A 13,046-nucleotide genomic window follows, 5' to 3' on the forward strand; every position below is an offset into this window, starting at 1 on the left:
TCGTCAGAAGTAGGTGCGGATGAAGTCCGTGACCGTGCCGTCCGCCTCCACCAGCGGGATGAGCTGCCACTTGTCGAACGACGTGCACGGATGCGACAGCCCCATCCCGACCCAGTCGCCGACCTCCAGCTCCGCCTCGGGCGAGGTGGCGAGCCAGCCGTGCTGGTCGGACAGGCCCGTGACCGTGATCCCGGTGGCCGGGCGGATCGCGCCGGTGCGGCCGTCCCGTACGACCTGCGCCTCCGGCAGGTCCAGGTCGTACGCGGCGTCCCGCTTGCCCGCGTTGACGAACGCCTGCGCGGCGGAGGGGCGCGAGACGACCTGGGCCCAGAGCCGGAACGCGGGCTGGAGGGCGCCCTCCCCGGCGACGCGGTTGAAGGGGGTGAGCCGGCGGTAGTGGCCGTCGTCGTGCGAGATGTACGCGCCGGAGCGCAGCAGCTTGCACACCGGGCGGGAGAGCGCGGGAACGTCCGCGAAGACCTCCGCCACCGCGTCGAACCAGGCGCTGCCGCCCGCGCTGAGCACGATCTCGTCCGTGCCGGCGAAGCGGCCCGCCCGGTCGAACTGCGCAGCCAGCGCCACGAGCCGCCGCAGCCAGTCCCGTACGGTCGTGCGGTCGGCGCCGGGCACCTCGCCCTCGTAACCGGCGACACCCGTCAGCCGCAGCGTCGGTACGGCGGCCACCGCGTCCGCGACCGCCGCGCACTCCGCCTCCGTACGGACTCCGGTACGGGCGCCCTCGCCCGCGCCCAGCTCCACCACGACGTCCACAGGACGGCCCGCGCCGGCGGCGCGCAGCGCCTCGTCCATCAGCTCGACACCGCGCACGGAGTCCACGTAACAGACGAAGCGGAAGCCGGGGTCCCGGCCCAGCTCTGCGGCGAGCCAGCGCAGGGCCGCCGCGTCGACCAGCTCGTTGGCGAGGAAGATCCGCGGGATGCCGAACGCCCGGTAGACACGGACCTGGTGGGGGACCGCGGCCGTGATGCCCCACGCGCCCCGGTCGAGCTGGCGCGCGAAGAGCTGGGGGGCCATGGACGTCTTGCCATGCGGGGCGAAGGCGAGGCCGTGGCGTTCCGCGTACGTCTCCAGGAGCGCGAGGTTGTGCTCGACCGCCTCGGCGGACAGGGCGAGCACGGGGGTGGTGAAGCCGCCGGTGAACAAGGAGCGCCGCTCGGCGGCGAGCGCCCCGACGGTCAGACCCTCGGCGTCCGGCGGGAGGCCCTTGAAGCGGTGGTCGACGTACTCGGCGTGCTCGGCGTGCTCGTCGGCGGCCATGGGTGCCTTCCCGTCGTCGGTGCCGTGATCGTGATCGTGCCCGTGGCGTACCGCATTCTGTTGCATTCTCCGCAACGAGCATTGCGTATGTCGCTCCACGGTGTCTAACATCCGGGCAGACACCGGGTCAATGGTGCCCCGCTCGACACCGTCGACCCCTCCCGGCGTCGGCAACCTCTCCCGACCCTTCCGACCCCTGAGGAGCCCCAGCGTGACCGGAACCGTAGCCGCGGACCGCGCCGTCGCCCCGAGCGTGGACGCCGTCTGCCTCGGTGAGTCCATGGTCACCTTCCTGCCCACCCGCCCCGGCAGGCTCGCGGACGTCCCCTCGTACGACCGGACGATCGGCGGGGCCGAGTCCAACGTCGCCTGCGCGCTCGCGGGCGCGGGGCACACCGTGAAGTGGGTCAGCCGGGTCGGCGCCGACGGCTTCGGCGATCACCTGGTCGAGGCGATCGGCGCCTACGGCGTGGACACCTCGGGCGTCCGCAGGGACCCGGACCGGCCGACCGGGATCTACTTCCGTACGGCGACGGACCGCGCCACCGATGTCCACGAGGTCGCCTACTACCGGGCCGGCTCCGCCGCCTCCGCGATGGCACCGGGCGCCCTGCCGTACGAGGACCTGTGGGCCGGGCGCGTCCTGCACCTCTCCGGCATCACCCCCGCCCTCTCGGACGACTGCCTCGCCCTCACCCGGGAACTCACCCGCCGCGTACCCGGCCGCCCCCTCGTCTCCTTCGACATCAACCACCGCCCCGGCCTGTGGCGCGACGCGGACGGCGCCCGGGTGCTGCTCGACCTGGCGCGCGGCGCCGACCTCGTCCTCGTCGGGGAGGACGAGGCGGCCGAGGCGTGGGACCTGCACGGCGCGGACGCGATCCGGGCGGCGCTGCCCGAGCCGGAGACGCTGGTGGTCAAGCGCGGCAGCGAGGGCGCGACGGCGTACACCCGTACGCGCACCGCCGGCGGTACCGGTACCGGTACCGGCATGGGCATCGGCTCCGGCTCCGGCTCCGGCTCCGGCTCCGGCTCCGGGGACACCGTCACCGACGTGCCCGCGCTCCGCGTCGACGTCGTCGCCCCCGTCGGCGCCGGTGACGCCTTCGCCGCCGGCTTCCTCTCCGCGACCCTGCGCGGCCTGCCCGTCGCCGCCCGGCTGCGCCACGGCCACCTCATGGCCGCCGCCGCCCTCACCGTCGCGGGCGACCTCGCCACGCCGCCCTCCCGGGACCACGCCGACCGCCTCGCCGCACTGGACGGGAGCGCCTGGGGCACACTTCGTCTCGGACCGGGCTGGACGGGCGCGGGTGAACCGGAGGTACGTACCGCATGAGCCAGACCGTCGACCGCGCGCTGAGCATCCTTCCGCTGCTCGCCCAGGGCCCCGCCGACCTCGGGCAGGTCGCGGAGCGGCTCGGTGTCCACAAGTCCACCGCGCTCCGGCTGCTCCGTACGCTCCACGAGCACGGGCTCGTCCACCGCCAGCAGGACCAGCGCTACCGCCTCGGCGCCCGGCTCTTCGCGCTCGCCCAGGAGGCCGTCGAGAATCTGGACGTCCGCGAGATCGCCCACTCCCATCTCGCCGCGCTCAACGACCAGTGCGGCCACACCGTCCATCTCGCCGTGCGCGAGGAGGGCGACGTCCTCTACATCGACAAGGTCGAGAGCCGCTACCCGGTCCGGATGTACTCGCGGATCGGCAGACCGGTCGCGATCACCGTCGCCGCCGTCGCCAAGCTGCTCCTCGCCGACCTCCCCGAAGCCGAGCGCCGCGCGGTCGCGGAACGCCTCGACTACCCCGCGTACACGCCCCGTTCGACGACCGACGCGGCCGCCTTCCTCAAGGAGCTGGCGACCGTACGCGAACAGGGGTGGGCCACCGATCTCGGCGGCCACGAGGAGTCCATCAACTGCGTCGCCGCCCCGATCAGGGGCACGGACGGCCGGGTCGTCGCCGCGATGTCGGTCTCCGCGCCCAACGTCGTCGTCGGCGCCGACGAACTCCTCGCCCTGCTCCCGCTGGTGCGGCGTACCGCCGACGCGATCAGCCGGGAGTACTCCGGCACCGCGCCCCACTCAGACCCCCACTCAGACCCCCACCCAGACCCCCATCCAGACCCCCACCCGGACAAGGAAGCCCGATGACCGAGCAGACCGCCCCCACCGCCAAGACCGCGCTGACGCCCGCCACGCACACCACCCCGCCGGCCCGGTTCTCGCACGGCGTCCGCAAGGGCAACATCCTCCAGGTCGCGGGCCAGGTCGGCTTCCTCCCGGCCGTCGAGGGACAGCCGCCGACGCCCGCGGGCCCGACCCTGCGCGAGCAGACGCTCCAGACGCTCGACAACGTCAAGTCGATCCTGGAGGAGGGCGGCGCGAGCTGGGACGACGCGATGATGGTGCGCGTCTACCTCACGGACGTCGGCCACTTCGCCGAGATGAACGAGATCTACAACACCTACTTCGCGGAGCAGGGGCTGACGCAGCCGCCCGCCGCGCGGACCACGGTCTACGTCGGACTGCCCGCCGGACTCCTCGTCGAGATCGACGTCCTCGCCGTTCTGGGCTGACCCGCCGTCCTGGGCCGACCGGCCCCCGGCCTCGGTCCCGTACCGCTTTCCCGCACACAGCACCCGTTACAGCACCAGCCGCTCCGCGATCCTCCATGTCCCTGCCCGACCAGAGGTCCAGAGGTCCCCCATGCTGCTCGCCGCTGACGCCCCCGCGACCCCGCCCCACACGGGCGGCCTGCTCCTTCTCATCGGCGGAACCGCCGGTCTGCTGACCGTCGCCGCCCTCGGTATCGCGCTGCTGCTCGTTCTGATCATCAAGGTGAGACTCCAGCCCTTCGTGGCGCTGCTCGGTGTCTCCATAGCCGTCGGCCTCGCCGCCGGGCTCTCCGTCACCGAACTCTTCGGCACGGTTCAGAAGTCCGCCGCCGTCTCGATGATCGAGTCGGGGATGGGCGGCATCCTCGGCCATGTCGCGATCATCATCGGACTCGGCACGATGCTCGGTGCCATCCTCGAAGTCTCGGGCGGCGCCGAGGTGTTGAGCACCCGGCTGCTCCGGCTCTTCGGGGAAAAGCGCGCCCCGCTCGCCATGGGCGTCACCGGGGTCGTCTTCGGTATCCCCGTCTTCTTCGACGTCGGCATCTTCGTCCTGGCGCCGATCGTGTACGCCGCCGCCAAACGCTCCGGCAAGTCGATCCTGCTGTACGCGATGCCGCTGCTCGCCGGGCTCTCCATGACGCACGCGTTCCTGCCGCCGCACCCCGGTCCCGTCGCCGCCGCCGGGCTCTTCGAGGTCGACCTGGGCTGGGTCATCCTGATGGGGACGATCGTCGGGATCCCGGCCGTCCTCGCCGCGTGGGCCTACGCCGCGTGGATCGGCAACCGCCTCTTCGTCGACGTACCGCAGGACATGGTCGAGGCGGCGGAGGAGGCCAAGGCCGCCGTCGCCGCCGAGCAGCGGGCCTCGGGGCTCACCCCGCGGGAGACCCCCGTCGCGCTCGGCACGGTCATCGCCATCATCGGCACCCCGCTGATCCTGATCCTGCTCGCGACCTTCTCGTCCATCGCGTTCGCCCCTTCCCCAAGCTCTCCGACAGGCTCCGAGCAGGGGATACCCCATCCCCTCCGCTCCGTCATCGAGTTCTTCGGCCACCCCTTCGTGGCGCTGACGATCGCGCTGCTGCTCGCGTACTACCTGCTGGGCGTACGGCGCGGCTGGTCGCGCGGCTCGCTGGAGACGGTCTCCACCGCCTCCCTCAAGCCCGTGGGCAACATCCTTCTGGTGGTCGGCGCGGGCGGGGTCTTCGGCGCGGTCCTCAAGGGCAGCGGGATCGCGGACGCGCTCGCCGACACCTTCAACGACGTGGGCCTGCCGGTCATCCTGCTGGCCTGGCTGATCTCGGTCGTGCTGCGGGTCGCGCAGGGCTCGGCGACGGTCGCGATCGTCACCACGGCGGGCATCGTCGTCCCGCTGGTCGAGGGCCAGGGGCTCTCGCAGGCGCATCTCGCCCTGATCATCATGGCGATCTCGGCGGGCTCCATCTTCGCGTCGCACGTCAACGACGGCGGCTTCTGGATGGTCGCGAAGTACTTCGGGATATCGGAGCGCGACACCCTCAAGTCCTGGACCGTGCTGGAGACGGTGCTGTCGGTGGCGGGGTTCGTGGTGGCCGCGCTGCTGAGCCTGGTGATCTGAGCCGCGTACGGGCGGAATCGCCCACACGTCCCGCCCACACCTCTCCCGCGCCCCCGCGCACCCACCGAACCCTCACCGCAGGCCCTCTTGCGCGATGATCGCCGCCCCGCTTTGGTGACTCGGGTCACGTAACGAGACGAGCGGGAGGCGACAACGTATGGCAGGAACCACGGAGACCGGCACGGGCGGTGCCGGCACGGACGAGGCCGGCACCGCCGCATCCCGGCCCCGCAAGTCGAGTTGGACATACATCGGCCCCGGGATCGTGGTCGCCGCGACCGGCGTCGGCGCGGGTGACCTGGTCGCCACCCTCATCGCGGGCAGCAAGTTCGGCTACACCCTGCTGTGGGCGGCGGTCATCGGCTGCGTCGTCAAGATCTCCCTCGCCGAGGCCGCGGGCCGCTGGCATCTCGCCACCGGACGCACTCTCTTCGACGGCTGGCGCAGCCTCGGCCGGTGGACCACCGGGTACTTCGCGGTGTACGTCGTGGTCTGGGGCTTCGTCTACGGGGCCACCGCCATGTCCTCCAGCGCGCTCCCGATCGTCGCGCTCTTCCCGGACGGCCCGGGGCTCAAGACCTGGGCCGTCATCACCGGTCTGGTCGGCCTGGTCTTCGTCTGGTTCAACCGGTACGCCGTCTTCGAGAAGGTCATGACGGTCCTGATCGGCGTCATGTTCGTGGTGGTCGTGTACGTCGCGGTCCGTGTCGCGCCCGACCTGGGCGCCGCCTTCGCCGGGCTGGCCCCGGTCCTGCCGGACGGCTCGCTGCTCTACACGCTCGGGCTGATCGGCGGGGTGGGCGGCACCATCACCATGGCGGCGTACGGGTACTGGGTGAACGCCAAGGGGTGGACCAACTCCGCCTGGATGAAGGTGATGCGGCTCGACAACCGGGTCGCGTACATCACCACGGGGCTCTTCGTCGTCGCGATGCTGGTGGTCGGCGCCGAGCTGCTGCACTCCTCGCACATGGCGCTCACCTCCGGCGACCGGGGGCTGATCGATCTCGGCACGATCCTGGAGGACCGGTTCGGCCCGGTCACCGCCAAGCTCTTCCTGATCGGTTTCTTCGCCGCGTCGTTCTCGTCGCTCATCGGGGTGTGGCACGGGGTGAGCCTGATGTTCGCCGACTTCGTGGAGCGCGTACGCGCGGACCGCGCGGCGGCGTCCGGGGGCGGTGGGTCCGGAGCCTCCGGTGTGTCCGGTGTATCCGGTGTGTCCGGGACCGCGGCGCCGGTCGTGGAGGTCGCGTCCGGTGAGCGGGAGCGTTCGGTGCCGTTCCGCGCGTATCTGCTCTGGCTGACCTTCCCGCCGATCTCGCTGCTCTTCCTGGACGAGCCCTTCGGGCTGGTCGTGGTCTACGGCGTGCTGGGCGCCTTCTTCATGCCGTTCCTCGCGCTCACCCTGATCTGGCTGCTCAACTCCCCCCGTACCCCCGCGGAATGGCGCAACGGGGCGCTGAGCAATGTGATGCTGGCGGCGGGTGGGCTGCTGTTCGTCGTGCTGTGTGTGCAGCAGGTACGGGACATTCCCTGGTAGGCCCGGAGGGCCGCCGTCGACCGCCGCCGCCGCCACCGACCGCCACCGACCCCGACGCCGCCGCTGTCGCGTCCGGTGCCCGCCTCGGTGCCCGGCCGGGCCCGTATGACGCCCGTACCGCGCCCGCGGTGAAGATCGATGTGATTGCTCTTGCCGAGTCCCTGTTCGCCGGGCGTAAAGTTGGTTCAGGCCAATGGAGTTGTGGCGGTGAGCGGGGACGGCGGCCTGCTGTCCTCGCGGTGAAACGTTTATGACTCTGAAATTTCGGCAAAGTGAACTTGTTTCGTTTTCACATTCGAGTGGAGGCGGTGGCGGATGCGATGCGTGCGAAATCCCCACAGTTCGCATTCGTGGTCGAAATCGCCGCTTCGTTTTGTCCAATTCGGCTGGCTATCCACCCTTATGACGTTCCGCCTGGTGAAAAGCTTGGTAGTCATGGATTGGGCTGGATAAAGTGCCGACGCGGGTGTATTCAGCAGTAGGCGGCCCGCGGTTCCCGGCGGGCTCCGCCGGTAACGGATGGAACGGGGAATCAGCACGTGTCGACCGCAATCGCCGTCACCAGCGCCGACCTGGTGCTGCCGGCACAGGACCAGCAGACGCCCACCGCCGCGGCGTTCAAGCCTCCCGAGGCGCAGTCGTTCGAGGACGCCCTCACCGACATGCAGATGCTGGTCGAGAGTTACGGCTATGTCGTCGCCGTCTATCCCTCCTCGATCCCGGCCGCGTACGAACGCCGGATGCACGCCGTGCGGTCCGTCCTGGAGACGGACCGCGTCGCGCTGCTCAGGTCGGACCTGCCGCCGCTCGGACTCGCCGTACTCGTACGCCAGTTGCGCCAGTTGTCCATATGTGACTTCAGCCCCGGTGTGGTCGCCTCGGCCGCCCGGCTGCTGTCCCATTACATCCACGCGGGCGCGCTGCTCAGCTCCGTGGCCAAGCTCGACCGCGTTCCCGTCAGCCTCAAGGCGCACGCCAGGTCCTGGGTGCCGGGTTCGCAGTTCGGTGTGGTCGCCACCCCGCAGCCGCAGCTCGTCAAGATCGGCTCCGGTGAACTGACCGGCCCCGACTTCGCCACGCGGCTCCTGGTCGCGCGCGGGCAGTCGCAGTCCGACTGGGTCACCGAGACGCTCGCGCCGGCCTGGCAGGTCGCCGGGGTGTCCGAGGCCGAACTGCCCGGGGAATCGGCGCGCTGGTGGGGTACCGGCAAGCTGGTGGAGTTCGTGGCACACCTTCCGGACATCTCCGTGATGTACCAGTTGGTGGCGTCCGTCCGGCGCGAGCGATGCCATTGGTGCGGAATGGAGTTGATAGGCGACCGGTGCGGCTTCTGTTCCTCTCCGCTGCACACTCCCGAGAACCAATCTCAGCCAACCGGTGTCCTGAACGATGAGGCTCCCGTGAGTCAGGAGCCGTAGTCATGGACCCGTGGGTCGCCGTGGAACCGCGACGGAACCGGTACGCGGCCCCCGCGGACACCTGACACACAACAGGCGGACACTGCCGGGAAGTGCGCGGCGGTCTCCGCCGTAACAGAGCCTTCCACCCGACCCGACCCGACCCGTCCGTCCGGCACCACTCCGCTCAGCACCGCTCACCTGCTCCTGTCCGTTCGTCCGTTCGCCACCAACGTCCCCGATCGAGGTTGTACGGTTCATGAACTCCCGCCAGCGCCGTGGCGTCATACTTCTGCTTCTTTCCGTCCTTTGCGCCTTCGCCGCGTTCGTCGGTGTACTTTCCGTGATCAGCGACGTGAATTCGAAGGTCGGACCGGAAGTGGCCGCCTACCGGCTGAAGTCGGATGTGGCCCCCTACGAGGCCCTGCGGAATGATCAGTTCGAGAAGATCACCATGCCGAAGCGCTGGCTCTCCGACAATGCGGTCACCAACCTCTCCGAGGTCGGTGGCAAGGTGGCCATCACCCAGCTGCGCAAGGGCTCGCTTCTCCAGAACGACATGATTGTCAAGCGTCCCGCGCTCCAGCCAGGAGAGCAGGAGATCGCCATCATGATCGACGCAGCCACGGGTGTGGCGGGCAAGATCACCCCGGGCGCCTCGGTGAATGTCTTCGCCACGTTCGCGGCCGAGAGCCAGGGCGCCGCGGCCCAGTCGAAAATCATCGTCTCCAACGCGAAGGTGCTCGACGTCGGCAAACTGACCGCGCTGGAGCCCAACCGGGACTCGAAGAACCAGACCACCGAGGCCGTCCCGATCACCTTCGCCCTCAAGACCCTCGACGCCCAGCGCATCGCGTACGCGGAGTCCTTCGCGCAGCACGTCCGCCTCGCGCTCGTCGCTCCCGGCAGCGACACCACCCTCCGCCCCGGCGAACGCACGTACGAGCTCGGCAAGGACAAGTGAGGTACTGATGTCGACGAGGATCATCCCGGCCGTCGGGGACCCCGACGCGGCCAGATCCATCACCACGCTGCTCAGCCAGCTCCCCGACGTGGAGCCGGCGCCGCCCGTGTCGGACTCGACGCAGCTCGTCGACCTGCTCGCCCGGCTCGCCGGCGAATCGCTCGACGAACTGCCCGAAGTGGTGCTGGTGCACGAGCGGATCGGCCCGGTCCCGGCGCTGGAGCTGATCCGCGAGGTGGCGCTCCGCTTCCCCGCGGTCGGGGTCGTCCTCGTCACGGCCGACGCCAGCCCCGGCCTCTTCGCGGCGGCCATGGACTCGGGTGCCCGCGGCCTGGTCGCGATGCCCCTCAGCTACGAGGAACTGGCCAACCGGCTCCAGGCCGCCGCCCAGTGGTCGGTCGGCGTCCGCCGCCATCTCGGCCACGGCGGCGACGTCTTCACGGGCCCCGGTGGCACCGCCGTCACGGTCACCGGCGCCAAGGGCGGCGTGGGCACGACCCTGGTCTCGATCCAGCTCGCCCTGGCCGCCCAGGCGTCGGGCCGTACGGTCGCCCTGGTGGACATGGACCTCCAGGCCGGCGATGTCGCCTCGTACCTCGACGTCCAGTTCCGCCGCTCGATAGTCGACCTGGCCGCCATCACGGACATCTCGCCACGCGTCCTGTCCGACGCGGTCTTCAGCCACGACAGCGGTCTTGCCCTGCTCCTCGCCCCCGGCGAGGGCGAACGCGGCGAAGAGGTCACCGACCGGGCGGTCCGCCAGATCATCGGCGCGCTGCGCTCCCGGTACGAGGTGGTCGTCATCGACTGCGGTACGCAGATGACGGGCGCGAACGCCGCCGCCGTGGAAATGGCCGACACCGCGCTGCTGATCACCACACCGGACGTGATCGCGGTACGGGCGGCGAAGCGCATCGTACGGCTGTGGGACCGGCTCCAGATCCGCAAGGCGGAGGAGACCACCACGGTCGTCAACCGCTACAGCCGCGCCACGGAGATCCAGCCGGCCCTGATCCAGAAGATCACCGGAACCCGCCTGGCGAACTCCGCGGTCCCGGCGAACTTCAAGGAACTCCAGGGCGTGGTGGACGCGGGCCGGCTGCACGAACTGGAGAGCAAGAGCGTCGTCAAACAGGCGCTGTGGGGACTGGCCGGGGAACTCGGCCTGGTGAAGGTCCCCGAAGCCGCCGAAAAGAACGCCAAGTTCCGCAACGACCGGGGCGCGATCGGCACCCGCCGCCGCAGGGGCGGCGGGGGCGGAGCGGGTTCCGGCTCCACAGAGGGGAATGGCTGACCATGTGCGCTTCGGGGGAACGAACTGGCCGGCAGAGGCAGACGCGGGTGCGGGTCCAGAGGCGGACGTACGGCCCGGACACGGCTGTACGACGCCTCCGCACCCGGATTCGCTCCCACATCCGCTCCCACGCCCGCACCCACTCCCACTCCCACTCCCGGATCCGTCCACGGTCCCGCGACCGGGGCCAGACCGCGATCGAGTTCGTGGGCGTCACACCGCTGATCATCCTGCTCCTGGTGGCGCTCTGGCAGTGCGCGCTGATCGGGTACACGTTCATTCTGGCGGGGAATGCGGCGGACATGGGGGCGCGCGCCGGTTCCGGGACCGAGGGCGGCTCGCAGACCCGGAAGGCGGCGTGCGAGCAGGCGGCGCGTGAGGATCTGCCGGTCGCCTGGACCGAAGGCGTGGGCTATGAATGCAATGGCAGGGAACCCGGTCTCTACCGCGCCAAGATCACGCTCAATGTCCCGGTGATGGTGCCGGGCGTGCTGAACTTCCCGTTCCCGGTCGACGGCGACGCCGCGTCCGTCAAGGAGAACTGAAGCCATGGCAGAGCGCCAAGACACCAGAAGCCGCCGAGGCGGCCACCGTCAGTCCGGCCAGGTCGCCCTCGAATATCTGGGCTTCGTCCCGCTGTTGCTGCTCGTGGGGTTCTTCGCCATCCAGATGGGGATCGTGGCGTACACGGTGAACCAGGCGGGTACGGCCGCGCGCGCGGCCGCCAGGACGGCGAGCCAGGACGAACAGGACCGCGAACTGCTTCCTGAGACGGCGGGCCGCAGGGCCACCAGCGATTGGCTCTCCCGTGCCGAGAGCATGAGCTTCACGCATCGGGGCGGCGACAACGTGACGTACACCGCCAAGGTCAAGATCCCCTCGGTGGTTCCGGGTATCGAGGACTGGGGATGGGTCGAACGCAGTTCGACCATGCCGCGCGGCTGACCGATGCGGACGAAGACGGCTCAGGGACCAACCGCACCGACGCACCAACGGTCAGCACCACCGAGGAGTTACGCACCATGAGCCTGCGGGCACGGATCACCTCTCCCGAGGACCACGGCACGACGGGGGAGGACAGCCACCTCGTCGTCACCTACCGCGCCAAGCTGCTGGAAGAGATCGACCTCGCCGAGATGTCCGCCCTGGCGGCCGCCGACCGGCGTACCCGGTTGGAGCGTGTCCTCGGGCACATCATCAGCCGTGAGGGCCCGGTCCTCTCCACCGTCGAGCGCGCCCAGCTCATCCGCCGGGTCGTCGACGAGGCCCTCGGCCTCGGCATCCTGGAGCCTCTGCTGGAGGACGCCTCGATCACGGAAATCATGGTGAACGGGCCCGACCAGATCTTTGTCGAGCGCGGCGGCCGGGTGGAACAGCTCCCGATGCGCTTCGGCTCGCACGACCAGCTCATGCAGACCATCGAGCGGATCGTCTCCACCGTCAACCGGCGTGTCGACGAGTCCAATCCGATGGTCGACGCCCGTCTGCCCTCCGGTGAACGTGTCAACGTCATCATCCCGCCGCTCTCCCTGACGGGCGCCACGCTCACCATCCGCCGGTTCCCCCGTGCCTTCACCCTGACCGAGATGCTCAACTTCGGCTCGCTGGACCAGCAGATGGTCCTTCTGCTGTCCGGGCTCGTCCAGGCGAAGTTCAACATCATCGTCTCGGGCGCCACCGGCACCGGCAAGACGACCCTGCTCAACGCGCTCTCCGGACTGATCCCCGAGGGCGAACGCATCATCACCATCGAGGACTCCGCCGAACTCCAGCTCCAGCAGTCCCATGTGATCCGGCTGGAGTCCCGTCCGGCCAACGTCGAGGGCAAGGGGCACATCAGCATCCGTGACCTCGTCCGCAACTCCCTGCGTATGCGCCCCGACCGTATCGTCGTCGGTGAGGTCCGAGGCGGCGAGTCCCTCGACATGCTCCAGGCGATGTCCACCGGCCACGACGGATCCCTCGCCACGGTCCACGCCAACAACGCGGAGGACGCGCTGATGCGTCTCCAGACCCTGGCGTCGATGTCCGAGATCAAGATCCCCTTCGAGGCGCTGCACGACCAGATCAACAGCGCCGTCGATGTGATCGTCCAGCTCACCCGGCACGCCGACGGCTCCCGCCGGGTCACCGAGATCGCGGTGCTCGACTCGCACGGGAGCGACGCGTACCGCATCGTCAGTGCCGTCCGGTTCAACGCGCGCCCCATGGACGGCGACGGACGGATCCACGGCACCTTCCAGTACTTCCCGCTCCCGCGACGCGTGGCCGAGCGTCTCTACATGGCCAACCAGCCCATTCCGCAGGCCTTCGGAGTCGCCGCGTCCGAAGAACAGCTCCTCACCCGAGAGGCCAAGTAGG

12 protein-coding genes are annotated in these 13,046 nt (G+C 70.1%); 11 read left to right on the forward strand and 1 reads right to left on the reverse strand.

Annotated elements, in window-relative coordinates; genetic code table 11:
- Positions 1–3: 3 nt before the first annotated feature.
- On the reverse strand, positions 4–1,278 hold the full coding sequence (locus tag ACIQ7D_RS22610) for an alanine racemase (RefSeq protein WP_403940206.1): 1,275 nt from the start codon (positions 1,276–1,278) through the stop codon (positions 4–6).
- 211 nt (positions 1,279–1,489) lie between these two features.
- Between ACIQ7D_RS22610 and ACIQ7D_RS22615 the strand changes: the two genes are divergently transcribed.
- From ACIQ7D_RS22615 to ACIQ7D_RS22665, 11 genes are all read left to right on the forward strand, one after another.
- Entirely contained in the window at positions 1,490–2,614 is a 1,125-nt protein-coding gene (locus ACIQ7D_RS22615; RefSeq protein WP_403940209.1) for a sugar kinase, read from the forward strand.
- Entirely contained in the window at positions 2,611–3,426 is an 816-nt protein-coding gene (locus ACIQ7D_RS22620) for an IclR family transcriptional regulator (protein ID WP_403940211.1), read from the forward strand. The genes ACIQ7D_RS22615 and ACIQ7D_RS22620 overlap by 4 nt, the downstream gene beginning before the upstream one ends.
- Positions 3,423–3,851: a RidA family protein gene (locus ACIQ7D_RS22625; protein WP_403940214.1), complete on the forward strand. Its 429-nt coding sequence runs from the start codon at positions 3,423–3,425 to the stop codon at positions 3,849–3,851. The genes ACIQ7D_RS22620 and ACIQ7D_RS22625 overlap by 4 nt, the downstream gene beginning before the upstream one ends.
- A 130-nt stretch (positions 3,852–3,981) precedes the next feature.
- Positions 3,982–5,490, forward strand: a complete 1,509-nt coding sequence (locus tag ACIQ7D_RS22630) for a GntP family permease (RefSeq protein ID WP_403940215.1) — start codon at positions 3,982–3,984, stop codon at positions 5,488–5,490.
- 157 nt (positions 5,491–5,647) lie between these two features.
- Positions 5,648–7,030, forward strand: coding sequence for an Nramp family divalent metal transporter (locus ACIQ7D_RS22635; protein ID WP_403940217.1), 1,383 nt, complete (start codon positions 5,648–5,650; stop codon positions 7,028–7,030).
- 539 nt (positions 7,031–7,569) lie between these two features.
- Positions 7,570–8,448, forward strand: a complete 879-nt coding sequence (locus ACIQ7D_RS22640) for a hypothetical protein (RefSeq protein ID WP_403940219.1) — start codon at positions 7,570–7,572, stop codon at positions 8,446–8,448.
- A 238-nt stretch (positions 8,449–8,686) separates the two neighbouring features.
- A complete protein-coding gene (cpaB, locus tag ACIQ7D_RS22645; RefSeq protein ID WP_403940221.1) occupies positions 8,687–9,391 on the forward strand; it encodes a Flp pilus assembly protein CpaB in 705 nt (234 codons plus the stop codon).
- 7 nt (positions 9,392–9,398) lie between these two features.
- Positions 9,399–10,685, forward strand: a complete 1,287-nt coding sequence (locus tag ACIQ7D_RS22650; protein WP_403940223.1) for a CpaE family protein — start codon at positions 9,399–9,401, stop codon at positions 10,683–10,685.
- Positions 10,686–10,846: 161 nt separating this feature from the next.
- Entirely contained in the window at positions 10,847–11,230 is a 384-nt protein-coding gene (locus tag ACIQ7D_RS22655) for a TadE family protein (RefSeq protein ID WP_403940332.1), read from the forward strand.
- A gap of 4 nt (positions 11,231–11,234) precedes the next feature.
- Positions 11,235–11,630, forward strand: a complete 396-nt coding sequence (locus ACIQ7D_RS22660; RefSeq protein WP_403940225.1) for a TadE/TadG family type IV pilus assembly protein — start codon at positions 11,235–11,237, stop codon at positions 11,628–11,630.
- A gap of 77 nt (positions 11,631–11,707) precedes the next feature.
- Complete coding sequence (locus ACIQ7D_RS22665) at positions 11,708–13,045, forward strand: CpaF family protein (protein ID WP_403940333.1); 1,338 nt, start codon at positions 11,708–11,710, stop codon at positions 13,043–13,045.
- Position 13,046: the final 1 nt, after the last annotated feature.

The organism is Streptomyces sp. NPDC096310 (assembly GCF_044763125.1).
In the GTDB taxonomy this organism is placed as follows: domain Bacteria; phylum Actinomycetota; class Actinomycetes; order Streptomycetales; family Streptomycetaceae; genus Streptomyces.

Bases quoted from the DNA above. Each gene is read 5' to 3' on its own strand.
- ACIQ7D_RS22650 (WP_403940223.1), top strand. From the start codon at position 9,399: ATGTCGACGAGGATCATCCCGGCCGTCGGGGACCCCGACGCGGCCAGA.
- ACIQ7D_RS22620 (WP_403940211.1), top strand. From the start codon at position 2,611: ATGAGCCAGACCGTCGACCGCGCGCTGAGCATCCTTCCGCTGCTCGCC.
- ACIQ7D_RS22635 (WP_403940217.1), top strand. From the start codon at position 5,648: ATGGCAGGAACCACGGAGACCGGCACGGGCGGTGCCGGCACGGACGAG.
- ACIQ7D_RS22630 (WP_403940215.1), top strand. From the start codon at position 3,982: ATGCTGCTCGCCGCTGACGCCCCCGCGACCCCGCCCCACACGGGCGGC.
- ACIQ7D_RS22625 (WP_403940214.1), top strand. From the start codon at position 3,423: ATGACCGAGCAGACCGCCCCCACCGCCAAGACCGCGCTGACGCCCGCC.
- ACIQ7D_RS22665 (WP_403940333.1), top strand. From the start codon at position 11,708: ATGAGCCTGCGGGCACGGATCACCTCTCCCGAGGACCACGGCACGACG.
- ACIQ7D_RS22660 (WP_403940225.1), top strand. From the start codon at position 11,235: ATGGCAGAGCGCCAAGACACCAGAAGCCGCCGAGGCGGCCACCGTCAG.
- cpaB (WP_403940221.1), top strand. From the start codon at position 8,687: ATGAACTCCCGCCAGCGCCGTGGCGTCATACTTCTGCTTCTTTCCGTC.
- ACIQ7D_RS22610 (WP_403940206.1), bottom strand. From the start codon at position 1,278: ATGGCCGCCGACGAGCACGCCGAGCACGCCGAGTACGTCGACCACCGC.